We start from the raw sequence: 24474 nt of genomic DNA on the forward strand, positions 1-24474 counted from the left end.
GGTGGGGGTGTGGCTGGCGCCGCCGACCCTGGGACACCGGCATCGCGAACGTCTGGGCGCGCCACGGCGCGGCCATGCACGCCGGCGCGGCGACGCTGGCCGAGGCCTACCCCGGCCGGTTCGTGCTCGGGGTCGGGGTGAGCCATCGCGGCCTGGTCGAGCTGGTCGGGGGCGACTACCGCCGGCCGGTGGACCACATGCGCGGCTACCTCGACGACATGGACGCCGCGCGCCCCCGGTCCCTCGAGCCGCCGCAACCGTTCGTCCGGGTCCTCGCCGCGCTCGGGCCGAAGATGCTGGACCTGGCGCGCGACCGCACCGACGGCGCGCTCCCGTTCCTGGTGCCCGTCGAGCACACCGAGCGCGCCCGCCAGGCCCTCGGCCCCGACCGGCTGCTGGTGACCCACCAGGCCGTCGTGCTCGAACGCGACCCGGCCGCGGCCAGGGCGATCGTGCGGGCCAACTTCGGGTCCCTCGGCGATCCCTCCTCGGTCTACGCGCGCAACCTCGCCAGGCTCGGCTACGGGCCGGACCACCTCGCGGACGGCCTCAGCGACCGCCTGGTCGACGCCCTCGTCGCCCGGGGTGACGAGGCCGCCATCGCCCGCCGCGTCCGCCACCACATCGACGCCGGCGCCGATCACGTCCTGATCCACCCGCTCACCAGCGAAAACGTCCTGACACGCCCCACCCCGGAGGACGCGCTGGTCGCCGCCCAGACCCTGGAGCACCTCGCCCCGGCCCTGATCAACACAGGTGGTGCCTAGCCCCACCACTGGACGAGCAGAAGGTGGACCTCCTGAGGCTCTTCCAGGATCAGGTACACCACCCTGCCCGGCGCGGCCCGGGCCGAACGCCCAGCGGCGCACCGCGCCGTCGGGGTTGTCCTCGTGCTGCGGGGTGCCGTTCCACGGGGTGAGCTGGAGGACTTCCAGGAGCGTGGCGTAATCGTCCAGGGCCTGCCGCGGCAGGGCGGCGACCTGCGAGAACGTCTGCGGGTCGGGGACGATCCGGTACACCTCAGGCGCTGGCCTGCCGTCGCCGTACCAGCTCCGTCATGTCCTCGAACGACCCGGCGTCCGGGTTGGCGCCCGTGCGCGTGATCTGCTCGGCCTTGGCCAGCATCCGGTAGTACGAACCGGGCTCGTGCATCTCCATGTAGGCGGTGTGCCGCCACTTGTTCAGCAGTTCGTGCAGGTCGGCGAGGTCCTGTGACTGCTTCACCCGTTCCAGCACAATCCGCCACTCGCGGTCGAACTCGACGGCCAGCGTCGACGTCAAGCACGCCCTGATGGCCTGTGGATCCGGCGGGGGCGGACCCGGCGCGGGATCCGAGGCCGCAGCGGGGGAAGCCATGACGAACACGATAGATGCCGCGGCCGGGCGAAGCGCCACCGCGCCCGAGGGACACGCGCTACGACAGGCCCAGGGCGGCGGCGATCTCGGGGTAGCCGGCGCCGGCCTGGCCGGCGTAGAAGGCGTCGGCGTCGGCCCGGCTGTCGGCGCTGTTGCGGACCCTGGCCAGCACGTACAGCCGCGCCAGGTGGGCCGCCGCCCGTTCGGTCTCCGGTAGTTGCGGGTCCGCCGGGCCGAACGGCGCCTGCTCGGTGCGCAGCCCGACCAGCCGCCGGGCCCACCGCCATGCCAGCTCGGCCACCTCGCGGTCCAGTTCGGCGAGCTCGGCCTCGGTGAACTCCCGGCAGTGCATGGACCCGCCATGGCCCCGGCCCGCCGTCGATCCAGCCGTCGATCCAGCCATCGCACCACTGTCGTCGCCCAGCGCCGGTCAGGCAAGGCCTGGGACGACACAGCTTCATGAGCAACAAAATGACGAATTTGTGGCTCTGTCGTAACTGTGACGCGGATCGCTAGTTGTACCGGGCGAACCTCGTGGAGCCGGGCTCGACCGGCGCTTTTCTCGACGTGGAGGACGCGGGTGGACATCTTGGCGCGCTCCGGTCGGACCCGTGTGGGTGGGGTCTGGGTCACAGTGTCACGCCGGGTGCACGAGTCGTTCGTGACCGCCGGCCGGATGCTGGTCATGTCTCTGGACGCGGTGCGGTACCTGGTGACTGGGCGGTTCCCGTGGAAGGAGTTCGTCTCCCAGGCGTGGTTCGTGGTCTCCGTCGCGGTGGTTCCCACGCTCCTGGTCGCCGTGCCGTTCGGGGTGATCATCTCGATCCAGATCGGCAGCCTGGCCCAGCAGGTGGGCGCCACCTCGTTCGTGGGGGCGGCCAACGGGCTCGGGGTGATCAGGCAGGGCGCGCCGATCGTGGTCGCGCTGCTGCTGGCCGGCGCGGTCGGCTCGGCGATCTGCAGCGACCTCGGCGCGCGCACCATCCGCGAGGAGATCGACGCGCTGGAGACGATGGGCATCTCGCCGGTGCAGCGGCTGGTGGTGCCCCGGGTGCTGGCCACGACCCTGATCGGGATGCTGCTCTGCGGGGTGGTGGCGTTCGCCGGGGTGCTCACCGGGTTCCTGTTCAACGTGCTCGCCCAGGGCGGTACCCCTGGCAGCTACGTGTCCTCGTTCGCGGCGTTCGCGCAGCCGGCCGACCTGGTGCTGGCGGAGGTCAAGTCGGCGGTGTTCGGCGTGCTGGTGGCGCTGGTGGCCTGCTACAAGGGGCTGACGGCGAAGGGCGGGCCGAAGGGCGTCGCGGACGCGGTGAACGCCTCGGTGGTGCTGTCGGTGGTGCTGCTGTTCGCGGTGAACGTGGTGATCACCGAGATCTACGCGACGGTCGTCCCGCAGCGGCTCGGCTGAGGAGCGGACATGACTCAGGCGTACTCCCGACCCGTCCGGGTGGCCACGGCGGCGGCCCGGCGGCCGTACCTCGCGCTGGCCGGGCTCGGGCATCAGGCGACGTTCGTGGCCAGGGCGCTGGGGGCGATCCCGCTGACCCTGCGCTACTACCCCGGCGAGGTGCTGCGGCTGCTCGGGGACATCTGCTGGGGCAGCGGGGCGATCGTGGTGGGCGGCGGCACGATCGGGGTGATGGTGCTGCTGGCGCTGTTCACCGGCGCCTCGGTGGGCATCGAGGGGTTCAACGCGCTGGACATCCTCGGGCTCGCGCCGCTGACCGGGTTCGTCTCCGCGTACGGCAACACCCGCGAGATCGCGCCGCTGGTGGCGGCGGTGGCGTTCGCCTCCCAGGGCGGCTGCCGCTACACAGCGCAGCTGGGCTCGATGCGCATCTCCGAGGAGGTCGACGCGCTGGAGTCGATGGCCATCCGCCCGCTGCCGTACCTGGTCACCACCAGGGTGATCGCCGCGTTCCTGGCCATGATCCCGCTGTACCTGATCGGCATGGGCGGCAACTACCTGGCGACCCAGCTGGTGCTCGGGCTGGGGTACGGGCAGTCGTCGGGCACGTACCTGCACTACTTCCACGAGTTCCTGGTGCCGGTGGACATCTTCTACTCGGTGTTGAAGGCGGTGGTGTTCGTGGTCATCGCGACGTTGATCCACTGCTACTTCGGCTACTACGCCTCGGGCGGGCCGCAGGGCGTCGGCCAGGCCTCGGGAAGGGCGATCCGCAACAGCATCATCGCCATCGTCGTCACCGACATGCTGATCACCATGGCGCTGTGGGGGTTCGACCCCGGCGTGCGGATCTCGGGGTGACGGGCGATGCCTTACGTCGTCGATGTCACCGGTCGCGGGCCGTCCACCGGCGCGCTGGCCCGGCGCGGGCTGGTCGCGTTCGGAGTGCTCGCGGTGGTGGTCGTGTTGCTGTTGATGCAGTACAGGGGGGTGTTCCGGGGAAGCTTCCCGGCCACCGCGCTGGTCGCCGACGTCGGGGACGGGGTGCGGGCGGGCGCGGACGTCAAGCTGCGCGGGGTGCTGGTCGGCATCGTCGGGGACGTCCGGGTGCGGCCCTCGGCCCGGCGGGGGTTGCCGAGCCATGAACTGGAGTTGGAGCTGCGGCCGGAGCTGGCGGCGGGCATCCCGGCCGGGGTGACGGCCAGGGTGGTGCCCACGAACATCTTCGGCGCGCCGTCCGTGGAGCTGCTCGACCCGCGAGCCCCCGGGAACGCACCGCTCGCGCGCGGCGCCGTCATCCTCGGCGACGAGTCCGAGCAGACCGTCCAGTTGCAGACCGTGCTGAACCGGCTGGACAAGGTGCTGCGCGCGGTGCACCCGGCCCAGCTGAACGCCGCGCTGACGAACATCGCCGACGCGCTGCGCGGGCGGGGCCAGCGGATCGGCTCGATCATCGACCGGCTGGACCCCTACCTGACCACCCTGAACGGGCACACCGACGACTTCACCGCCGACGTGCGGCTGCTCGGCACCGGGCTGCAGGGCCTGGCCGACGCCGCGCCCGCGCTGCTGGACACGGTGGACAACGCGGTGGTCACCACCCGGACGATCGTGGAGAAACGCGACCGGCTGGCCGCGACGCTGGCCGGGGTCGAGACCACCGCCGACGGCGTGAACGGGATCCTGTCCGACAACTCCGACCGGATCATCCGGGTGGTCCGCGACGGCGCCGGCATCGCGGGCACGCTGGCCCCGCAGCGCGCGGTCATCCCGCGCTCGCTGGCCAGCCTCGGGCAGGGCGCCACCGCGCTGTCCGCCGGGCTGAACCGGCAGGCCGGCGGGGCGCTCTCGCTGGAGTTCAGCCTGACCCCGTTCGCCCCGTACACCGCCGCCGACTGCCCGCGCTACCCCGGGCTGAACGGCCCCAACTGCAAGGGAGCCGGTGGCACCGTCGGTCCCGTGGGCGGACCGGAGGAGGCCCGCACCATCGGCGCGATGCTTGGTGACAGGCCGGTCGGCGCGGCCGGCGTGCTCCTGCTCGGACCGATCGCGCGCGGCACGACGGTGGTGACGCCGTCATGAGCGTGCGGGCCGAACTGGTCAAGCTCGTCGTGTTCGGGACGGCCGCGCTGGCCGTGCTGGTGCTGCTCTGGGGCACGCTGGTGAACGCCACCGGCGGCGAGACCCGAACCTACACCGCGGAGTTCACCGACGTCTCCGGCCTGAAGCCGGGCGACAACGTGCGGGTCGCCGGCGTCAGGGTGGGCCGGGTGGACGACATGGAGCTGGTCGGCACCCGCGCCTTCGTCACCCTGTCGGTGCGCGCCGAGCAGCCGGTGTTCGAGAACACCCGGGTGGTCATCCGCTACCAGAACCTGGTCGGCCAGCGGTTCGTGGCGCTGGTCCCCGGCGAGGGCCGGGCCCGCCCGCTGGTCGACGGCGCGCGCATCCCGGCCAGCCGCACCGAGCCGTCGTTCGACCTGTCCGCGCTGCTGGGCGGCTTCGAGCCGCTGTTCACCGTGCTCTCGCCGGCGGACGTGAACCGGCTCTCGGAGAACATCGTGCAGGTGCTGCAGGGCTCCGGCCCCCGGATCGGCCCGCTGCTGGAGCAGACCGCCCAGCTGACCAACAACATCGCGGACCGCGACAAGATCATCGGCGAGGTGGTGGAGAACCTGAACGCGGTGCTCGACCAGCTCGCCACCAAGGACCCCGAGCTGGGGGAGCTGCTGGTGCAGGCCAGGCGGCTGGTGGACGGGCTGAACCGGGACAGCGGCCAGATCTTCGGCTCGCTGGGGCGGCTGCGCGCGTTCGCCGGCGGCGCGAACGACCTGGTCGGCGACGTCCGGCCGGATTTGCGGCGGGACATCGCGAAGGCCACCGAGGCGTCGAAGGTGTTCCTCGGTGAGAAGCGGGCGCTCGGGGACACCCTCGGCGGCTTCCCCGGGTTCCTCGGCGGGCTGGCCAGGGTCACGCAGTACGGCTCCTGGCTCAACCTGTACGCCTGCAACGTCACGATCTCGCCCGCTCCCGGGCTGCCACCGGTCCCGGTCGGGCTTCCCGGTGATCCGCACAGCGAGGTGTGTCGGTAATGCGGGCTTTAAAGGAGCGGAACCCGTTCTGGGTAGGGGTGATTGCGACGGCGGTCACCGTGGTAGCGGTGGTGCTGGCGGTGAGCGTGGGCACCCTGGGACTGGGCAAGGCCCGCTACACGGCGGAGTTCGCGCACACCGGCGGGCTGCGGGTGGGCGACGAGGTGCGGGTCGCCGGCATGGGCGTCGGCGAGGTGACCGGCACCGAGCTGGCCGGCGACCGCGTGCTGGTGTCGTTCCGGCTCGACCGAGGCGTATGGCTGGGCCGCGACACCGGCGCGACGATCAAGCTGGCCACCCTGCTCGGCGGGCGGTACGTGGAGCTGCGCCCGGCCGGCACCGCCGCGCTGCCCGACGAGAACATCCCGCTGGCGCACACCTCCGTGCCCTACGACCTGCAGAAGGTGCTCCAGACCGGCACCCCGCTGCTGGAGGACCTGGACGCACCCAGGTTCCGGCAGGCACTGGACTCGGTGAGCGCGAACCTGCGCGGCAACGGTCAGAAGATCACCGCCGCGCTGGACGGGCTGACCCGGCTCTCCGACGTGGTCACCAAGCGGCGCGAGCAGCTCTCCCACCTGGTGGCCAGCACCGACCAGGTGACCGAGCTGCTGGACCGGCGCAGCACCCAGATCGTCTCGCTGATGGGCCAGTCCGACACGCTGCTACGGGCGTTGCTGGCACGGCGCGAGCTGATCCGGGGACTGCTGGCCGACGCCGCCTCGCTCACCGACCAGCTGCGCGGGCTGCTCGCGGAGAACGAGGGCCAGATCCGCCCGCTGCTGGACAACGCCGCCGAGCTCACCGACGTGCTGCGCCGCTACGACGACGACGTGGACCGGGCGCTGGAGCTGCTCGCCCCGGCCGGGCGCTACCTGAACAACAGCCTGGGCAACGGCCCGTACTGGGACGTCTACCTGCCGTACTCGATCGTGCCCGACAACATCATTTGCCGAACCGGCCAGGTCCCGGGGTGTCGCTGATGAGACTGCTCGTTTTGCTGACGGCGTTGCTCGCGCTCGTAGCCACGGCGGGCTGCGGGGTGTTCACCCCCGCGCCGATGGTGGTCACCGCCCAGTTCCGGGACTCCGTCGGGCTCTACGAGGGCAACGACGTGACCATCCTCGGGATCAAGGTCGGCACCGTGACCAGGATCCGGCCCAGCGGCACCCACGTGACCGCCGAGCTGGCCATCGACCCGGGCACGAAGATCCCCGCCGACGCCGGTGCGGTGACCATGTCCCCGTCCGTGGTCACCGACCGCCGGGTGGAGCTGACCCCCGCCTACCGGGGCGGCCCGATGATGCGCGACGGCGACCTGATCCCGCTGGACCGCACCCGCACCCCGGTGGAGATCGACAGGGTGTTCGCCGCCGCCGACCGCCTCGCGACCCAGTTGTCCGCCGCCGAGTCAGGCCGCCCCGCGCTGGGCGGCGCCGTAGACACCGCCGCCGAGACGTTCAAGGGCAACGGCGACAAGCTGCGGGCGGCGCTGCGCGGCATAGCCGACACCGTGAGCGTCGGCGCCGACTACCGCGACCAGCTGGTCGAGCTGATCCGCAACGTGGACCACCTGACGAAGACCGCCGCCGAGAACGACGCCACCATCCGCTCCTTCTCCACCCACCTCACCGAGGCCACCGCGCTGCTCGACGGGCAGGGACCCAACCTGGTGCGGGTGCTGGACAACACCGTCGAGCTGCTGGACCGAGCGGACAAGGTCATCTCGGAGAACCGGGGACCGGCCCGGCACACCATCGACAACCTGCGCGTCACCGCGCACACCATGGCCGGCCGGACCCGCGAGCTGGCCGAGTCGGCGGACGTGCTGCCCACCACGTTCCACAACCTGGTCGGGATCATCGACCCCCAGCGCGGGCGGGCCAGGGTGCACGCCGGGCTGGACCAGATCCTGCTGGACCACCAGCTGCTGCAGCTGGCCTGTCAGCGGGTCACGGTGCCGGCGGTGTGCACGGGCATCGGCGGAGGCGGCGGCAGCCCGGTCACGAACAGCCTCAGCCAGCTGCTGCTCGGCGGTGCCCGGTGATCCGCCCGATGATCCGCCTGGTGTGCGCGCTGGTGACGGCCGGCGCGGTTGCCGGCACAGCGCTGGCCGGCTGTTCGGTGGCGGCCACCGACCTGCCGCTGCCCGGCGGCGCCGTCGAGGGCGAGACGTACCGGCTGACCGCCGTGTTCGCCGACGCCCTGAACCTGCCGGACGGCGCGCACGTCAAGCTGAACGGGGACGACATCGGCCGGGTGCGGCGGATCGAGGCCGTCGACTACACCGCCCGCGTCGGCATGGACGTCCGCACAGACGTCCCACTGCCGAAGGGGACCACCGCCGAGCTGCGCCAGGCCACACCGCTGGGCGAGGTGTTCGTCGCACTGCACCCGCCGGCCGCGCCCGGTCCTGGCCGCCCGCTACGGGACGGCGACGTGATCGGCCTGCCGGACACGGCGGCCGCCGCCAGCGTGGAGGACCTGCTGGCCTCGCTGTCCTCGGTGGTCAACGGCGGCGGGCTGGTCCAACTGCAGACGATCGTGCACGAGCTGAACGACGCCCTGGACGGCCGGGCGGCCACCACCGGGCACCTGCTCGGGCAGGGCCACGACACGCTGGCCACCCTGAACGCCCGCACCCAGGACATCGACCGGGTGCTGGAGTCCACCCGGCGGCTGACCGCGACGCTGCGCGCCCGCTCGGACACCGTGGACGCCGCGTTCGCCGACCTCACCCCCGGCATCGCCACGCTGGCCGACCAGACCGACGCGTTCACCCGCGCGCTGGGCTCGGCCGGCCGGCTGGCCGACACCGGCGACCGGCTGATCGACGCCGGCGGTCGCGACCTGCGCGCCCTGATCCGCGACCTCGGCCCCGTCCTCGACGGGTTCGCCCAGACCAAGCCCTACCTGGGCCCCTCGCTGCGCAGCGTGATCTCCTTCGGCAAGATCGTGGAACGGATCACCAAGGGCGAGTCCGGCGCGATGAACGCCGAGGTCACCCTCCTGCCGTTGATCTCGCTGCCCCGCCCGGGAGACAACCTGCCCGGCCCGGACGACCTCGTCGACGGCGGCCGCTCGCTGTCCCAACACCTGGAGCACCAGCTCCGCACCCTGGGCGGCTCGGGCGGTGGCCGATGAGAGCCCGAGGACTGGCCACGATCCTTGCGGTGCTCGCCATGCTCGCGATCGGCCTAACCTACCTGCTGGTCGCCGTGGTGCAGATCGACCCGTTCCGCGCCCCGATGCGGATCACCGTCAACCTGGCCCGCTCCGGTGGCCTGCTGGACCACTCCGGCGTCACCTACCGCGGCTACCCGGTCGGGCGGGTGAACGCCATCGAGCTGCGCCCCGGCGGGGTGCGGGTGGTGGTGGCCGTCGACCCGGACACCCGCATCCCGGCCGACACCGACGTCGCGGTGGCCAACCTGTCCGCGGCCGGCGAGCAGTACCTGGACTTCCGCCCCCGCACCGAGCGCGGCCCGTTCCTGGCCGACGGCGCCGTGATCGACCAGCGCGACACCCGGCTGCCCACGCCGTTCACCGACACCGTCAACCATCTCGCCACCCTCGCCGGCCAGATCGACCCGGCCAAGGTGGCGGTCGTGGTGGACGAGATGTCCAAGGCCTTCAACGGCTCGGCCCCGGACATCGCGAGGGCGCTGGACGGCGGCGACTTCCTGCTCGCCGGCCTGGAGGAGGTGCTGCCGGAGACCGTCAGCACGCTGCGCAACGGCCGGATCGTGCTGGGCACCGTCAACGACCTGCGTCCCGAGCTGCGCGAGTTCGCCGACTCCGGCCGGAGCCTGACCGGGCGGCTGCGCGACGCCGACCCCACCATCCGCACCCTGCTGGACGACACGCCCGAGCACCTGAAGCTGATCGACGACGTGGTCCGCGAGGACGGCCCGTCGGTGGCCGCCCTGCTCGGCGACCTGGGCACGGTGACGCACGTGGTGGCCACCCGGCTGCCGGCGATCTCCCAGTTCCTTCCCGAGCTGGCCAGGGTCGGCCCGGCCGCCGCGCTGATCGTCAAGGACGGCAAGGCGCAGGTGCTCGCCGACCTCTACCCCCGCCCGAGCTGCGACTACGGCACCCCGCGCCGGTCGCCGACCATCGACGGCAGCCCACCGCCGCGGATCTACAAGTACTGCACTCAAGAAGGCCCCCGCCTGCAGCAGCGCGGCTCGGCGAACGTGCCCCGCCCGCGCGGCGACGACACCGCCGGGCCACCGCCGGGAGCCGACCCGAACGAACGCGCCCGAGGCCCCCGGCACTACGGCGGCTGACGCACCCGACCAGGAGGCGAGAGATGACCACCACAGAAACGGTCGAGACACCGGACCAGACCGAGACACCGAGCCGCCGACGCCGTTTCCCACTCGAGCTGTCGATGCCGGTCACGATCGCGCTCGCCGCCGTCCTGGCGCTCGCGCTGGCGGCCGCCGCGACCTGCGGCCTGCTGCTGTCCAACCACCTGGCCACCGAGCGCGCCGGCACCCAGGCGCTGGCCACCGCCAAGGCCTACGCCGTGACGGTCACCAGCTACGACTACGAGAACATCGACCGCAACTTCGCCGACGTGCTGGACGGTGCCACCGGCGAGTTCAAGGACCAGTACGGCGGCGCCAGCAAGCTCCTCCGGCAGCTGATCACCGACGCGAAGGCCAAGGCCACCGGCACCGTGCTGGAGGCCGCCGTCTCCTCGGCCTCCCCCGACCAGGTGGCGGTGCTGGTCTTCGTCGACCAGTCGATCACGAACGCGGTCTCGCCGCAGCCTAGGGTGGACCGCAACCGGGTGCTGATGACCCTGACCCGGCACGACGGCCGCTGGCTGGTGGAGAAGCTGGAGCTCATGTGACGAGCGGGATCGCCGGGGTGCGGGCACTGCTGGACCCGTCCCGGCTGGAGCGCGAGCCGGACGACGCCGCCGGCTACCTGGACCTGCTCGGCGACGCCGACGACCGGCCGCGCACCCTGGCCCAGCGGGCGATGCACAACAACTTCGTCGCCGCGATCTACCAGCGCTGGTGGCGTCCGAGCTTCGCGGCCGTGCTCGGGCTGGGCCCGCAGGACGAGGAAAAGCGCGACGCGGTGCGCGCTTTGGGCCTGGGCGGCGACAGGGACGGCGACGGTGAGCAGGGGCACGGACGGGTGCTCGACGTGGCGTGCGGCCCCGGCAACTTCACCCGGGCGTTCGCCGAGGCGCTGACCGGTGACGGGCTCGTCGTCGGGCTGGACGCGTCGCGGCCGATGCTGGCCCGCGCGGTCGCCGACAACGCGGTGCCCAGGGCCGGGTACCTGCGCGCGGACGCCCGGCGGCTGCCGTTCGCGGACGCCAGCTTCGACGCGGTGTGCTGCTACGCCGCGCTCTACCTGGTGCCCGAGCCGTTCACCGTGCTCGCGGAGATGCTCCGCGTGCTCGCCCCCGGCGGGCGGATCGCGCTGATGGCCAGCCGCCGCCCGTCCACCGAACCGATCCGCACCGCCGGCACCCTCCTCGCCGACCTCAACGGCCTGCGCCTGTTCGACGGCGACGAGCTGACCGCCGTGCTCCGCACCGCCGGCCTTGTCGACATCCGCCAGCGCCTCACCGGCCTGGCCCAGTTCGTCAACGCCCGCCGCCCGGGCTGAGCGCCGCGAGCAGCTCCTCCGCCGTGGGCTGCGCCATCGGCGGCGCGCCGTCCATCTCCGCGAGCGCGCCCCGCACCGCGGCGATCACCCGAGCGTCCCGGTAGACGTCCTCCGGTCGCCGCCCGAGCATGCCCATGACCGTGAAGTAGCCGCGGAACGCGACCGGGTCGACGGGCGAAGCCTTGCGCAGCTCGGCGAACGTGATCCGGTCGACGCCCGACGGCGCCGGCCGGGGCGCCGGGTCGCCGAGCACCGTGTGCCGCAGCCGCGCGAGCAGCTCGGCGTCGCCGACGGCCTGGTCGGCGAACCAGGGCTCGATGTTCTCGGCGATGGCCCTGTCCACGGCATGGGTCTGCAGCAGCGGGTCGTCGGCGTGCTCGTCCAGGATCTCGACCAGGTCCGACACGTTGCGCATGATCATGCTCAGCCCCCGGCCGAAGGTCGGGTTGGTGGTGCACAGCGAGTCGCCGATGACGTGCAGCCCGAGCACCACCGGCCGCCCGTCCACCACCAGCCGGCGCAGCGTGTTGTGCAGCCCGCCCATCACCGCGACGTCGGTGATCGGCTCCAGCCCGTCCAGCCACGCGGCGTAGTACGGGACGGTGCGCAGCGCCGAGGTGAACACATCGGGGTCGCGCGCGGGGCGGAACCTCCTGTCGACGGCCAGCGGCACCAACCCCAGCTGCATGGTGTCGTTGTCGCCACCCCAGAGCCCGATGACGAACTGGTCGAGCGGCACGACAGTGCGCGTCGTGGTCGGCCCCGGGAGCACCCCGCCGGGGCGCACCCGGTACTGCCGGCTGTAGTAGGCCAGCCCGCACTCGGCCACCGCCGTCGTGGACCGGCGCGCGCCCAGCTCGTCCAGCCACCGGTCCAGCGCGGAGCGCCGCCCGGACGCGTCGAGCACCAGGTCGGCGGTCAGCTCGGCGCGCTCGGTGCGGACCCCGACCACCCTCGGCGGGTCACCGGGCACGGCCCGCAGCCCGACCACCCGCTCGCCGCCGCGCAGCGTCACCCCGGGCTCGACCGCCGCCGCCCGCCGCAGCACCCAGTCGATCGTCGCCCGGCGGGTCATGAGCAGCGTCAATCGCTCGTCGCCCGGCCGGGCGGAGCGGTCCGGCAGGCTCGCCGGCATCTGCGAGGCCAGCGACGCCTCGACCACCCCCGCGTCGAGCATCGCCCGGTACACGTCGGGCAGCCGCTCGCTCATCAGCTGCCGGCACAGCGCCAGCACCACGTGCGGCTGGGCGAGCTGCGGCGCGGTGGCGCGGAACGCCTCGGCCGCGGCGGCCTCCACGTCGGCGGCCGGTTCGAGGCGCTCGCGCTCGAGCACCACCACCTCGTGACCCGCCCGCCCGAGCATGATCGCGGCGATCAGGCCGCCCGCGCTCCCACCGACCACCAGGATCTTCATGACGCCCCCTCACACCGACGCTGACATCGTCTCGGACAGGTACGCGCCCGGCGGCATCCCCACCGTGCGGCGGAACGCGGCCAGGAACGCGCTGGCGGTGGCGTAGCCCACGGCGTGCGCCACCCGGGACACCGGCTCGCCCTCGGCCAGCAGCGGCAGCGCCGTCCACATCCGCAGGTTTGTCCGCCAGCGCTCGAAGCTGGTGCCGGTCTCGGCCACGAACAGCCGGCTCAGGGTGCGCGGGCTGGTGCCGGCCAGCCGGGCGAACCCGGCCAGGCCGCGCCGGTCGGAAGGATCCTCGCGCAGCGCGTTCGCCACGGCCGCGGCACGGGGATCGGCCGGTATGCGCACCTCCAGCGGGGCTGCGGGCAGCGGCTCCAGCACGTCCAGCAGCACCGCCTCGGCGTGTGCGCGCCGCCGCTCGCCCAGGTCGTCCCGCCCGAGGTAGCCGATCAGCTCGGCGAACAGCGCCCCCGCCGCGAGCACCGTGGGCCGCCGCCAGTCCGGCGAGCCGTGACCGTCCGCCAGGTAGATGCCGGTCAGCAGCGCCTTGCGGGACGCCCCCGTCCTGTGCACCACGCCGCTGGGCATCCACAGCGCCCTGGTCGGCGGCAGCACCCACTGCTGGTCGGCCACCGCGACCCCGACCACGCCCCTCGGCGACCAGAGCACCTGCGATTGCGGGTGCGAGTGCGCCGGGAACCAGGCGCCGGTGTCCAGCGGGTACCTGCCGACGACGATCGCCGTCGACCCCACCACCGCGGGCACACCCGTCACGCTGCCGAGTCTGCCGCCCGCCCTGCCCTTGGCGTCAACTCGATATCGTCTGGCGTCAGGGCGCATTGCCGCCAACCCCGGCGCCCGGTTGGCTGGCCGGCATGCCGATGAACCTGCTGCACCGCAAGCTCTGCGCGTCCCGCCGATGGGCGCGCATGGTGGCCGAGCACCTGCCGCCCTCGCTGGACGGCATCGACCTCGGCGACGACGTGCTGGAGATCGGCCCCGGCTTCGGCGCGACCACCCGCGTGCTGGTCGACCTGGTACCCCGGCTGACCGCGCTGGAGATCGACGCCGACTCGGTGCGCGGGCTGCGCGGCGAGTTCGGCGACCGGGTGGAGATCGTGCACGGCGACGGCACCCGCATGCCGTTCCCGGACGGCAGGTTCTCCGCCGTCGTGTGCTTCACCATGCTGCACCACGTGCCCTCACCCGACCTGCAGGACAAGCTGTTCGCCGAGGCCCGGCGGGTGCTGCGCCCGGACGGGCTGTTCCGGGGCGTGGACAGCCAGCCGAGCCTGATGTTCCGGCTGCTGCACATCGGCGACACCATGGTCGTGCTCGACCCCGCCACCCTGGCCGGCCGCCTGCAACAAGCCGGGTTCGCCGAGGCCACCGTGCACCCCGCCGACGGGATCCTGGCGTTCACCGCCCACTAGTCCGGCATCGGGACGCCCAGCTCGGCGGCCCGGGCGGCGGCGTCCGCGGGGAAGATGTTGCGCAGCACGAACGGGTCGGCGGACAGCACCCAGCCGGGCGCGAGCGCGCGCGAGTAGCGCTCGAAGTAGATCAGCTGCTTGGCGAACAGGGTCAGCTCCGGCGGGTTCTCCCCGCTGAACTGGCGCGCGGTGGACAGCAGCATGTCGATGATCTTGCGGGTGTCCAGCCGGGCCAGCGGGACGTCCAGCAGCGGGCCGAACACCGTGCGCAGCGCCAGCCCGAGCTGGGCGTCGGTGCCCACCTCCGGGTCGAGCACGCCGAGATCGCGCAGCCCGCGCGCCACCCGCTCGAAGTCGCGGTCGAACACCGTGGTGTACAGCGCGTCGCGCAGCAGTGCGCGCCAGCACGGCGCCAGCTCGCCCATGATGCCGAAGTCCAGGAACGCCAGCCGCCCGTCGTCGAGCACCCAGATGTTGCCGGCGTGCGCGTCACCGTGGAACGGCCCGTGCACCGCCGCCGCCTCCAGCCAGGCCTTCACCCCGCGCCGCAGCGCCAGCCCGCCGTCCACGCCGCGCGCGGCCAGCTCGGCCGGCCGGTCCAGCGGCGTGCCGTACAGCCGCTGCATGCAGATCACCCTCGGCGAGCAGTACCGCCAGTGCACCTCGGGCACCGTCACGTGCTCGTTGTCCCCGAACGCGGCGACGGCGCCGCCGAAGCGCTCCTGGTTGCGCGCCTCCAGGGCGAAGTTGAGCTCCTGGCAGGTCACCTCGTAGAGCTGCTCCACGATGCCCGCCAGGCTGATCAGCCGGACCAGCTCCACCCGCCCGTCCAGCCGGTGCGCCAGCCGGTACATGATCCGCAGGTCGACGATCATCCGCCGGCCGATGCCCGGGCGCTGGACCTTGAGCACGGCGGGCCGGCCGTCCGGCAGCACGCAGGCGTGCACCTGCGCGATGGAGGCCGAGGCCAGCGGCGCGTCGTCGAACTCGGCGAACAGCTCGGACACCGGGCGGCCCAGCTCCTCGGCCACCAGCCGCCTGGCCCGCGCGGCCGGGAACGGCGGCATGTCGTCCAGGCAGCGCCCGGCCGCCTCGCTCAGCGGGTACGGGAACAGCCCCGGCGAGGACGCCATCAGCTGCCCGAGCTTGACGAACATCGGACCCAGCCGGCCGAACGCGTCGATGGCGCCGTCCGAGAGCGCCTCCGCCCGGGTGCGTCCCCCGTGACGACCGAGCGCCCACCGCAGCCAGGCCCGGAGCAGCCCGCCGCCGAGCACCGCGCAGACCACCACGATCCGACCCAGCTCCGCCAGCCCGAACCGGTCCAGGGGCGGCCGCCGAACCCCCAACGCCTCGGCCGGCGGCCCGGCCGCGGTTTCGGGCACCGGCGTCAGCGCGGCCGGCGGCGCCGCGCCGTCGGAGGCTGCTCGGGCGGGGTGAGCGCCGGGATGAGCAGCTCGCCGAGGAAGTCCTCCAGCTCGCCGGGCGGCTCGATCAGGATCAGCGACGCGGTGATCCGCACCAGCCACTGGGCCAGCATCACCGGGTCGCGCCGTGCCAGGTTGCCGGTGCCGATGGCCAGGCTGACCAGCGGCACGAACGCCGCCGTGGTGCGCTCCAGCAGGTTCGGCACGTCGCGGGCCACGAACGAGCCGATCAGGTCGCGCTCGTCGGCGAGCATCTTGGCCAGCACCGGGTGCGCCCGCGCCTCGCGGACCAGGGTGGCGATCAGGTCCACCACCGAGCGGGGGCCGATCGGGAACTCGATCCGGCCGGGCAGCGTGCTGAGCAGCCGGTGCGAGTCCCTGGCCGCCAACAGCATGGCCTGCTGCTCGATGTTGCCGACCTGGCGGTACACGGTGGTCCGGTTCACGCCCAGCTCGGTCGCGACGTCCTGTACGGAGGTCCGCCGCACCCCGTAGCGGGCGAAGCAGCGCGAGGTCGCATCCAGGAACGGGTCCAGCGACGCGGGCGGTGGCGGTGGCATCCCCGGCATCGAGGCCGAGAGCGGCAGCACCGACGGGGAGTCCACCCCTCGTTCCTCCGGGTCTGTCGAGGTGATCCGTGACATGACAACCCTATCGAGTAGGCCGGAGCGGCAGCGACCGCGCTTGCACCCGGCTGCAACTATAGAGCAGAATTGTTGCACTGTGGCCGTCCGATGGACGGCGGAGGCGACCGAGCGCGGTCAAGGAGGCGTAGCGGCCATGACAGAGACAACACCGATCTCACGTCGGGAGAAGACCGCCGAGCGGCTGCTCAAGTCGTCGGCCGCGCGCTCCTACGACCCCGAGATCGACATCGACTGGTCCGCGCCGCTGGCCGAGGACAAGTACTTCCTGCCCGAGCACCGGGTCTCGCTCTACGGCACCGAGCTGTGGGACCGGCTGAGCCCGGAGCAGCGGGTCGAGCTGGGCAAGCACGAGATCATCAGCATCACCAGCTTCGGCATCTACGCCGAGGTCGCGCTGATGCACCTGTTGCTCAAGGTGGTCACCGACGGCGACCCGACCACCCGGCACGCCCAGTACGCGCTGACCGAGGTGGCCGACGAGTGCCGGCACTCCACCATGTTCGGCCGGGGCATCGAGAAGTCCGGCGTGAAGCCCTACCTGGCGCCGTGGTGGTTCCGGCACCTGCTCAACCTCGCGCTGCTGCTGCCCATCGGCCCTGCCACCTACGGCGGCACCCTGCTGGTCGAGGAGGTCACCGACCGGCTGCAGCGCGAGTCGCTGGCCGACGAGGACATCCAGCCGACCATCCGCATGATCAACCGGATCCACGTGCTGGAGGAGGCGCGGCACATCTCGTTCGCCCGCGCCGAGGTGACCCGGATGACGTCGATCCTGCGGCGCAGCGTGCTGGGGCGCGTGGTGCTGGCCGCCAACCGGCTGGGCCTGGCGCTGGCCGCGCCCGGGCTGGTGCGGCTGATGCTGCACCCGGACGTGTACCGCGCGGTCGGGCTGGACCCGAAGCAGGCCCGCAAGGTGGCCAAGGCCAACCCGCACCACCGGGAGAGCGTGCGCTGGATGGGGGAGCGGATGGTCAACTTCCTCACCGAGGCCGGCATGATCAAGGGACCGCTGACCAAGGCGCTGTGGCGCCGGTCCCTGCTGCTCGGCGCCGGCCGATGAGCCTGGTTGAAGTCGAGACCGCGATCGTCGGATCCGGGTTCTCCGGGCTCGGCATGGGGATGGCGCTGGTCCGCGCCGGCCGCCGCGACTTCGTCATCCTGGAGAAGGCCGACGACGTCGGCGGCACCTGGCGGGACAACAGCTACCCGGGGTGCGCCTGTGACATCCAGTCGCACATGTACTCCTACTCGTTCGAGGGCAACCCGGACTGGTCGCGGCTGTTCTCCGGGCAGGCCGAGATCTGGGACTACCTGCGCCGGCTGACCGACAAGTACGGGCTGCGCCGCTACATCAGGTTCGGCGCCGAGGTCACCGGCGCGAGCTGGGACGCCGACCAGGCCCGCTGGACGCTGCGCACCGGCGACGGGCAGGAGTACCGCGCCCGGTTCCTGGTCGCCGGCGTCGGCGCGCTGCACATCCCGAACGTCCCCGAGCTGCCCGGCATCGAGCGGTTCACCGGCACCGCCTTCCACTCCGCCAAGTGGGACCACGACTACCCGCTGGCCGGCAAGCGGGTGGCGGTGGTCGGGACCGGCGCGAGCGCCATCCAGTTCGTGCCGGAGATCGCCGGCCAGGTGGCGAAGCTGACCCTGTTCCAGCGCAGCGCGCCGTGGGTGCTGCCCAAGGCCGACGGCCCACTGCCCGGTTGGGCGAAGACGCTGTTCCGGGCGTTCCCGCCGGCGCGACGGCTGTTCCGTTCCGCCGTCTACTGGCTCAACGAGTCGCTCGCGGTCGGCCTCAACGGCCACCCCGAGCTGCTGCGCGCCGGCGAACGGCTCGGCCGCCGGCACCTCGCGCGCCAGGTCCGCGACCCGGAGCTGCGCGAGAAGCTGATGCCGCGCTACACCCTGGGCTGCAAGCGGATGCTGATGTCCAACACCTACTACCCGGCGCTGGCCGGCCCGAACGCCGAGGTCGTCACCTCCGGCGTCGCCGAGGTCCGGGAGCGGTCGATCGTGGACGGCGACGGCGTCGAGCACGAGGTGGACGCCATCATCTACGGCACCGGGTTCCACGTCACCGACTCGTTCGACTACCTGGACATCAAGGGCCGCGACGGCCGCGACCTGGCCGGCGAGTGGCGCAGCCACGGCATCCAGACCCACCTCGGCATCACCGTCTCCGGCTTCCCGAACCTGTTCTTCCTGCTCGGCCCGAACACCGGCCTCGGGCACAACTCGGTGGTCTTCATGATCGAGTCGCAGATCCGGTACGCGCTGGCCGCGATGGACCTGACCCGCAAGCATGGTGCGGACGCCATCGAGGTGCGGACCAGCGCGCAGGCCGACTTCAACCGGGACATCCAGCGCAGGCTGGCCAGGGGCGTCTGGAGTACCGGCGGGTGTACGAACTGGTACCTGGACGCCAAGGGGGTGAACCGGACCATCTGGCCCGGTATGACCTGGCGCTACTGGCTGGCCACCCGCACCGTGCACCCGGGAGACTTCGAGCTGGTCGCCGCCAACACCGGCCGGCCGGAGCGGGAGAAGGTGGAAGCATGAAGCACTTCGCCGATCGGGTAGCGGTGATCACGGGGGCGGGCTCCGGCATCGGGCGGGCGCTGGCCATCGAGCTGGCCGGCAAGGGCGCGCGGCTGGCGCTGTCCGACATCGACGAGGCGGCGGTCGCGGACACGGCGGCCGCCTGCGAGAAGCTGGGCACGAAGGCCAAGAGCTACCGCCTGGACGTGGCGGACCGGGCGGCGGTGACCGCGCACGCCGACGAGGTGGCTGCCGAGTTCGGCACCGTCAACCTCGTGGTGAACAACGCCGGCGTGGCCGCGATGGCCACCGTCGAGGAGATGAGCTACCAGGACCTGGACTGGATCGTCGGGATCAACTTCTGGGGCGTGGTGCACGGCACCAAGGCGTTCCTGCCGCACCTGATCGCCTCCGGCGACGGCCACCTGGTGAACCTGTCCAGCGTGTTCGGCCTCGTCGGGGTGCCCACCCAGAGCGCCTACAACGCCACCAAGTTCGCGGTGCGCGGGTTCACCGAGGCGCTGCGCCAGGAGATGCTCATCGAGCGCCGCCCGGTCGGGGTGAGCTGCGTGCACCCCGGCGGGATCCGGACGAACATCGCCCGCGACGCGCGCGACGCCGGCGACAGCACCGCCCAGCAGCGCGCCGCCGACTTCGCCAAGATCGCCCGCACCACCCCGGAGGAGGCGGCGCGGACCATCCTGCGCGGCGTCGAGCGCAACAAGCCGCGCATCCTGATCGGCGCCGACGCCTACGTGATCGACGCGATTCCCCGCGTGCTCGGCGCGTCCTACCAGCGGCTGCTGGCGACGGGCGTGCGCCTGGCGCGGCGGTTCAACCTCCCCGTCGGCGGCTTGTGATGTCCGAGCACGAACACGACGACGAGGTCGGCTACAGCGGCCCGGCCCAGGTGCTGGTCGGCGGCGAGACGGTGACCGTCAGGGTCCAGCTGCGCGGCTTCTTCCAACCGATCGACGGGTTCTTCCACTGGTACGGCCGGATCGCGGCCAACCCCGATCTGGACCGCCTGGTCAGCGGAAACCGCGCGGACGTGGTGCTGCGCACCCCCAACGGGGAACGCCCCGGCGAGCTGTCCGACCCCGACCTGTGGGGCCGCTACCGGATCACCGGCGAGAGCACCCCGCCGTTCGCGCTCGACCTGGACATCCCCGAACAGGTGCCCTGACGCACGCACGGTTAACCGTTGACTGGATGGGGTATGGCGGTCCAGGGTGTAGCCACCCGCCCGGCGACAAGGGAGTCGCAATGGACACCACAGGTACCGCCGCGCTCACCGACGCCGAGCAGCGGGCCACCGTGGCCCAGATCGGCTGGCGCATCCTGCCGCTGATCTTCATCGGGTACGTGCTGGCCTACCTGGACCGGGTCAACATCGGGTTCGCGCAGCTCGGCATGGGCACCGAGCTGGCCATCGAGTCGGCCGCGTACGGGCTGGCCGCCGCGATCTTCTTCATCGCGTACTTCTTCTTCGAGGTGCCCAGCAACCTGCTGATGCGCCGGTTCGGCGCCCGGATCTGGATCGCCCGGATCATGATCACGTGGGGCCTGGTCACCGTCCTGACCGGGTTCGTGACCAACTACGGGTGGCTGGTGGTGCTGCGCTTCCTGCTCGGGGTGGCGGAGGCCGGCTTCTTTCCCGGGATGGTCTTCTACCTCACGAGGTGGTTCCGCGCGCACGACAGGGCGGTGGCGCTGGGCTGGTTCATCCTGGCCCAGCCGACGTCGTTCATCGTGGGTGGCCTGGTCGGCGGGGTGATCCTGGACCACGCCACCTGGTTCGGGCTCTCCGGCTGGCGCTGGCTGTTCGTGCTGACCGGGGTGCCCGCCGTGCTGGTCGGCGTCGTCACGCTGTTCCTGCTGCCGAACTCCCCGCGCACCGCGTCCTGGCTGGCGCCACGCAGGCGGGACTGGCTGCTCGAACGGCTGGACGCCGAGCAGGGACCGGAGACCGACCACGGCGTGCGCGCCCAGCTCGCCGCGCTGCGCAACCGCCGGGTGCTGCACCTGGCCGCGATCTACCTGATGACCTGCACCGGCGGCTACGGCTTCACGCTGTTCCTGCCGCTGATCGTCAAGCAGGTCAACCCCGGCTACTCGGCCACCGCGATCGGCTGGACGGCCACCGTGCCGTTCCTCTGCGCGGCGGTGGCCATCCTGGTCAACGCGCGGCTGTCCCGGGCGGCGACCGAGCGGCGCTACCACGTGATCGCGGCGGCCGCGCTGGGCGCGATCGGGCTGGCCCTGGTGGTCGCGTTCCGGACCACGCCGAGCGTGGCGCTGTTCGGGCTGTGCCTGGCCGGCATCGGGGTGTTCGCCTACCTGCCGCCGTTCTGGGTGCTGGCCACCACCGGCATCTCCCGCACCCAGGCCGCCGTCGGCGTGGCCGTGGTCAACTCGATCGGCAACCTGGGCGGGTTCGCCGGCCCGTACCTGGTCGGCCAGGGCGCGAGCGGCACTGCGGTGACCGCCGGTCTGTTCGTGCCGATCGGCGCGCAGCTGCTTGCGGTGGTGCTGCTGCTGTTCTGGCGCAGCCCGGCCCGCCAGCCCGGGTCCACCCCGTAGCGCGCGAGCGCTGCGCGACCGCCTCACCCGGTTGGCGCATCGCCGGTTACCCGATCGGGCGGAACTTCGTGAAGCCTGGGAAACTCCCCGGGTGGCGTACCCGTTGACCCCGCCGCCGAGATCATTACCTCGGCCGATCCGGTCACGGGTGGCGCAATGAGGCCGACCGGAACCACGCCCCCGGTTACGACACCCGGGCGACGGTTGGATCAAATACTCCTGCCATTCCGGCGGCGGCCTGGTATCACTTCAGTCATGAGGATGGCTGCGGTCCGCTGGGCCGGACTGGTGGCCGTCCTCGCCATGGCCCTGGCGGCCTGCGCGGGCACGCCGCCGGCCGCCCCGGTACAGCCGGTCCCGGTGGTGAACCGCACGGTCATGCTCGACTCGCCGGTCGGCCCGAGGACGGCGCTGGTGCACCGGCCCACCAACCTGCCCCGCAACGCCCCGCTGGTGGTGGTGCTGCACGGCGCGTTCGGCACTGCCGAGCACACCCGCACCTCGTTCGGCTGGGACGCGCTGGCCGACCGCGACGGCTTCGAGGTGGTGTATCCGCAGGGCTCCGGGAAGACCTGGAACGCCGGCAACTGCTGCGGCCCCGCGCACGTCAAGGGCGTCGACGACGTGGCGTTCCTGCACCGGCTGGTGGAGACGCTGGTCGAGCAGGACGGGATCGACCGGCACCGGGTGTACGCGGTGGGCATGTCCAACGGCGCCATGATGACCTACGCCTGGGCCTGCGCGCGGCCCGACGACCTGGCCGGGATCGGGCCGGTGGCCGGGGCGCTGGTGGCCACCTGCCAACCGGCGCCGGCCATGACGGTGGTGGCCATCCACGGCACCGCCGACCGGAACGTGCCGATCAACGGCGGGGTGGGGCCGCGCAGCGTGTCGCACTACAACTACCCGTCGCTGGCCACCTCGATCGGCCCGTTCGTGGCCTCCGACGGCTGCGCGCCCGCGCCCAAGCGCACCGAGAAGCCGCCGGTCCAGATCAACAGCTGGAGCTGCGCCAGCGGGAACAAGCTGACGCTCGTGGTGGTCAACGGGATGGGCCACGTGTGGCCGGGCTCGCAGCCGGTGGACGCCGTCAAGCGGGTGCTGCGCCAGCCGCCCGGCCCGCTGGACGCGACCACCTTCCTGTGGACAAACCTGCGCTCGTCGGTGCTCAGCTGAGCCACAATGACCACGTGACCGGAGATCAACCGACCGAGCTGCCGCTTGCCGGCATGCGGGTCCTCGAGGTGTCCTCGTTCGTGGCCGCGCCACTGGGCGGGATGACCCTGGCGCAGCTCGGCGCCGAGGTGATCCGGGTCGACCCGCTGGGCGGCGCCCCCGACCACTCGCGCTGGCCGCTCGCGCCGTCCGGCACCAGCCTGTACTGGGCCGGGCTGAACAAGGGCAAGAAGTCGATCACCGTGGACCTGCGCTCGGCGGAGGGCCAGCGGCTGGTCACCCGCCTGGTGGCGGAGTCCGGCCCGGACGGCGGCATCGTGCTGACCAACGCGGTCGGCCGGCGCTGGCTGGAGTACGGCGAGCTGGTACGCCACCGCCCGGACCTGGTGCACGTCCAGGTCGAGGGCCACCACGACGGCACCCCGGCGGTGGACTACACGGTCAACGCCGCGGTCGGCTTCCCGATGGTCACCGGGCCGGAGGGGCATGCCGACCCGGTCAACCACGTGCTGCCCGCCTGGGACATCGCCTGCGGCCTGTACGCGTCGCTGGGGATTCTCTCCGCCGACCGCCGCCGCCGGATCACCGGCCAGGGCCAGCGGATGAGCGTGGCGCTCTACGACGTGGCACTGGCCATGGCCGGCAACCTGGGCTTCCTGGCCGAGGCGCAGGTGAACCGGGTGGTGCGCAAGCGCCTCGGGAACTACCTCTACGGCGGCTTCGCCCGCGACTTCGCCACCCGCGACGGCGGCCGGGTCATGGTCTGCGCGCTGACCAGGCGGCACTGGGCCGACCTGCTCGACGCCACCGGCCTGGCGGAGGTGGTCGGCGCACTGGAGCGGAGCCTGGGCGCGGACTTCAGCACCGAGGACGACAGGTTCGAGTACCGCGAGGTGCTGGCCGGGCTGCTCAACCGCTGGTTCGCTCGCCACGACCTGGCCGAGGTGCGGGCCGCGCTGGCCGGCACCTCGCTGCTCTGGTCGGTCTACAACACGTTCAGCGACCTGGTGGCCGACGACCTGATCGCCAGCAACCCGATGATCCAGGTGATCGACCAGCCCGGGGTGGGCAGCCACCTCGCGCCGGGCATCCCGCTGGCGTTCGGGGTCGGCGCGCGGGCCCCGGTGGCCAGGGCACCGGTGCTGGGCGAGCACACCGAGGAGGTCCTGGCCGCCACCCTGGGGTTCTCCGACGCCGAGCTCGCCGAGCTGGTCGAGCGCGGCGTCGTGGGGCCGGCTCCGGCCGAGCGCACCGCCGTCTAGGCCCGTCAGACCCCGGGGCGGCCGCGCATCGGGTGCTCCGGCGGGATCTCCACCACCGCGATCCGGATGCCGTCCGGGTCGGCGATCCACATCTCGTCCAGCCCCCACGGCTCGCGCCGGGGCTCGCGCAGCACCTCGACGCCCCGGTCGAGCAGCTCGCGGTGGGCGGCGGCCAGGTCCCGCACCTGCAGCCACAGTGCCGTCACATGGGCCGTGGTCGAGGCGGCGGCCGGGTCGTCGGCCCGACCGGAGAGCTCCAGCAGCCCGCCGCCGAGGAAGAACACGGTGCCGCGCTCGGGCCCGGTGCCGAACTCGCGGTAGATCGCCAGGCCGAGCCGGTCGCGGTAGAAGCTCCGGCTGCGCTCCGGGTCGACCGGCCGCAGCAGCACCCGGCTGTTCAACACCTCCATGACCGACGACCCTAGGCCAGCGCACCGTCCGCACGAGGCACCGGCGACACGGGGATAGCATGGAAACTACGGGGCGTAGTTTCGC

Annotated in this window: 26 protein-coding genes; 19 read left to right on the top strand and 7 right to left on the bottom strand. The window is 72.6% G+C overall.

The window, feature by feature from the left end; translation table 11 throughout:
- The first annotated feature begins 41 nt into the window (after positions 1-41).
- Positions 42-767 (top strand): TIGR03620 family F420-dependent LLM class oxidoreductase, encoded by a 726-nt coding sequence (locus N912_RS50900; protein WP_281176276.1) that lies wholly within the window; start codon positions 42-44, stop codon positions 765-767.
- Positions 768-1020: 253 nt separating this feature from the next.
- Here N912_RS50900 and N912_RS0110225 read toward each other — a convergent pair whose 3' ends face one another.
- Together N912_RS0110225 and N912_RS0110230 are read right to left on the bottom strand one after the other, a co-directional pair.
- Positions 1021-1356, bottom strand: a complete 336-nt coding sequence (locus tag N912_RS0110225; RefSeq protein ID WP_028922347.1) for a DUF6247 family protein — start codon at positions 1354-1356, stop codon at positions 1021-1023.
- 58 nt (positions 1357-1414) lie between these two features.
- The gene (locus N912_RS0110230; protein WP_156993376.1) at positions 1415-1759 is read right to left on the bottom strand and encodes a hypothetical protein; all 345 of its coding nucleotides are present in this window, start codon (positions 1757-1759) and stop codon (positions 1415-1417) included.
- Between the two features lie 273 nt (positions 1760-2032).
- Here N912_RS0110230 and N912_RS50905 point away from each other — a divergent pair, with 273 nt between their 5' ends.
- Genes N912_RS50905 through N912_RS0110280 form a run of 10 tightly spaced genes read left to right on the top strand, consistent with a single transcriptional unit; the run spans position 2033 to position 11493 of the window.
- Entirely contained in the window at positions 2033-2764 is a 732-nt protein-coding gene (locus N912_RS50905; protein ID WP_084210919.1) for an MlaE family ABC transporter permease, read from the top strand.
- A 9-nt stretch (positions 2765-2773) separates the two neighbouring features.
- Positions 2774-3625 (top strand): MlaE family ABC transporter permease, encoded by an 852-nt coding sequence (locus N912_RS0110240; protein WP_028922349.1) that lies wholly within the window; start codon positions 2774-2776, stop codon positions 3623-3625.
- 6 nt (positions 3626-3631) lie between these two features.
- A complete protein-coding gene (locus tag N912_RS60135; protein ID WP_051579998.1) occupies positions 3632-4846 on the top strand; it encodes an MCE family protein in 1215 nt (404 codons plus the stop codon).
- Positions 4843-5856, top strand: coding sequence for an MCE family protein (locus N912_RS0110250; RefSeq protein WP_028922350.1), 1014 nt, complete (start codon positions 4843-4845; stop codon positions 5854-5856). Before N912_RS60135 ends, N912_RS0110250 begins: the two co-directional genes overlap by 4 nt.
- Entirely contained in the window at positions 5856-6839 is a 984-nt protein-coding gene (locus N912_RS50915; RefSeq protein ID WP_084210786.1) for an MCE family protein, read from the top strand. The genes N912_RS0110250 and N912_RS50915 overlap by 1 nt, the downstream gene beginning before the upstream one ends.
- Complete coding sequence (locus N912_RS50920; RefSeq protein WP_156993379.1) at positions 6839-7903, top strand: MCE family protein; 1065 nt, start codon at positions 6839-6841, stop codon at positions 7901-7903. Before N912_RS50915 ends, N912_RS50920 begins: the two co-directional genes overlap by 1 nt.
- Complete coding sequence (locus N912_RS50925) at positions 7900-9000, top strand: MCE family protein (protein WP_051580001.1); 1101 nt, start codon at positions 7900-7902, stop codon at positions 8998-9000. Before N912_RS50920 ends, N912_RS50925 begins: the two co-directional genes overlap by 4 nt.
- Positions 8997-10148: an MlaD family protein gene (locus N912_RS50930; RefSeq protein ID WP_084210787.1), complete on the top strand. Its 1152-nt coding sequence runs from the start codon at positions 8997-8999 to the stop codon at positions 10146-10148. Before N912_RS50925 ends, N912_RS50930 begins: the two co-directional genes overlap by 4 nt.
- 23 nt (positions 10149-10171) lie before the next feature.
- The gene (locus N912_RS0110275; RefSeq protein WP_028922351.1) at positions 10172-10720 is read left to right on the top strand and encodes a hypothetical protein; all 549 of its coding nucleotides are present in this window, start codon (positions 10172-10174) and stop codon (positions 10718-10720) included.
- Entirely contained in the window at positions 10717-11493 is a 777-nt protein-coding gene (locus N912_RS0110280; RefSeq protein ID WP_028922352.1) for a class I SAM-dependent methyltransferase, read from the top strand. Before N912_RS0110275 ends, N912_RS0110280 begins: the two co-directional genes overlap by 4 nt.
- Here N912_RS0110280 and N912_RS50935 read toward each other — a convergent pair.
- Together N912_RS50935 and N912_RS0110290 are read right to left on the bottom strand one after the other, a co-directional pair.
- On the bottom strand, positions 11471-12907 hold the full coding sequence (locus N912_RS50935) for an FAD-dependent oxidoreductase (RefSeq protein WP_051580003.1): 1437 nt from the start codon (positions 12905-12907) through the stop codon (positions 11471-11473). The genes N912_RS0110280 and N912_RS50935 overlap by 23 nt on opposite strands.
- A gap of 9 nt (positions 12908-12916) precedes the next feature.
- On the bottom strand, positions 12917-13684 hold the full coding sequence (locus tag N912_RS0110290) for a helix-turn-helix domain-containing protein (RefSeq protein WP_028922353.1): 768 nt from the start codon (positions 13682-13684) through the stop codon (positions 12917-12919).
- Positions 13685-13785: 101 nt separating this feature from the next.
- Between N912_RS0110290 and N912_RS0110295 the strand changes: the two genes are divergently transcribed.
- The gene (locus N912_RS0110295) at positions 13786-14343 is read left to right on the top strand and encodes a class I SAM-dependent methyltransferase (RefSeq protein ID WP_028922354.1); all 558 of its coding nucleotides are present in this window, start codon (positions 13786-13788) and stop codon (positions 14341-14343) included.
- Here N912_RS0110295 and N912_RS0110300 read toward each other — a convergent pair.
- Positions 14340-15728 carry an ABC1 kinase family protein gene (locus N912_RS0110300; RefSeq protein WP_051580004.1) on the bottom strand — a complete coding sequence of 463 codons (1389 nt, stop codon included), beginning with the start codon at positions 15726-15728 and terminating at the stop codon, positions 14340-14342. The genes N912_RS0110295 and N912_RS0110300 overlap by 4 nt on opposite strands.
- Positions 15729-15733: 5 nt before the next feature.
- The gene (locus N912_RS0110305; RefSeq protein ID WP_028922356.1) at positions 15734-16414 is read right to left on the bottom strand and encodes a TetR/AcrR family transcriptional regulator; all 681 of its coding nucleotides are present in this window, start codon (positions 16412-16414) and stop codon (positions 15734-15736) included.
- A gap of 136 nt (positions 16415-16550) precedes the next feature.
- On the opposite strand from N912_RS0110305, the gene N912_RS0110310 reads away from it, so the two are divergent.
- From N912_RS0110310 to N912_RS0110340, 7 genes are all read left to right on the top strand, one after another.
- Entirely contained in the window at positions 16551-17477 is a 927-nt protein-coding gene (locus tag N912_RS0110310) for an AurF N-oxygenase family protein (protein ID WP_028922357.1), read from the top strand.
- Positions 17474-18979: a flavin-containing monooxygenase gene (locus N912_RS50940; protein ID WP_037064125.1), complete on the top strand. Its 1506-nt coding sequence runs from the start codon at positions 17474-17476 to the stop codon at positions 18977-18979. The genes N912_RS0110310 and N912_RS50940 overlap by 4 nt, the downstream gene beginning before the upstream one ends.
- Positions 18976-19818, top strand: a complete 843-nt coding sequence (locus N912_RS0110320; protein ID WP_028922358.1) for an SDR family NAD(P)-dependent oxidoreductase — start codon at positions 18976-18978, stop codon at positions 19816-19818. Before N912_RS50940 ends, N912_RS0110320 begins: the two co-directional genes overlap by 4 nt.
- On the top strand, positions 19818-20144 hold the full coding sequence (locus N912_RS0110325; RefSeq protein WP_028922359.1) for a DUF4873 domain-containing protein: 327 nt from the start codon (positions 19818-19820) through the stop codon (positions 20142-20144). The genes N912_RS0110320 and N912_RS0110325 overlap by 1 nt, the downstream gene beginning before the upstream one ends.
- An 80-nt stretch (positions 20145-20224) precedes the next feature.
- Positions 20225-21541: an MFS transporter gene (locus tag N912_RS0110330; protein ID WP_028922360.1), complete on the top strand. Its 1317-nt coding sequence runs from the start codon at positions 20225-20227 to the stop codon at positions 21539-21541.
- A 255-nt stretch (positions 21542-21796) separates the two neighbouring features.
- On the top strand, positions 21797-22717 hold the full coding sequence (locus N912_RS0110335; protein ID WP_028922361.1) for an extracellular catalytic domain type 1 short-chain-length polyhydroxyalkanoate depolymerase: 921 nt from the start codon (positions 21797-21799) through the stop codon (positions 22715-22717).
- Positions 22718-22731: 14 nt separating this feature from the next.
- Positions 22732-23979: a CoA transferase gene (locus N912_RS0110340; protein WP_245645240.1), complete on the top strand. Its 1248-nt coding sequence runs from the start codon at positions 22732-22734 to the stop codon at positions 23977-23979.
- Positions 23980-23984: 5 nt separating this feature from the next.
- On the opposite strand, the gene N912_RS0110345 is transcribed toward N912_RS0110340, so the two are convergent.
- Positions 23985-24389 carry a VOC family protein gene (locus N912_RS0110345; protein WP_037064127.1) on the bottom strand — a complete coding sequence of 135 codons (405 nt, stop codon included), beginning with the start codon at positions 24387-24389 and terminating at the stop codon, positions 23985-23987.
- Positions 24390-24474 lie beyond the last annotated feature (85 nt).

This window comes from Actinospineispora acaciae DSM 45401 (assembly GCF_000620785.1).
Taxonomy (GTDB): Bacteria; Actinomycetota; Actinomycetes; order Mycobacteriales; family Pseudonocardiaceae; genus Pseudonocardia; species Pseudonocardia acaciae.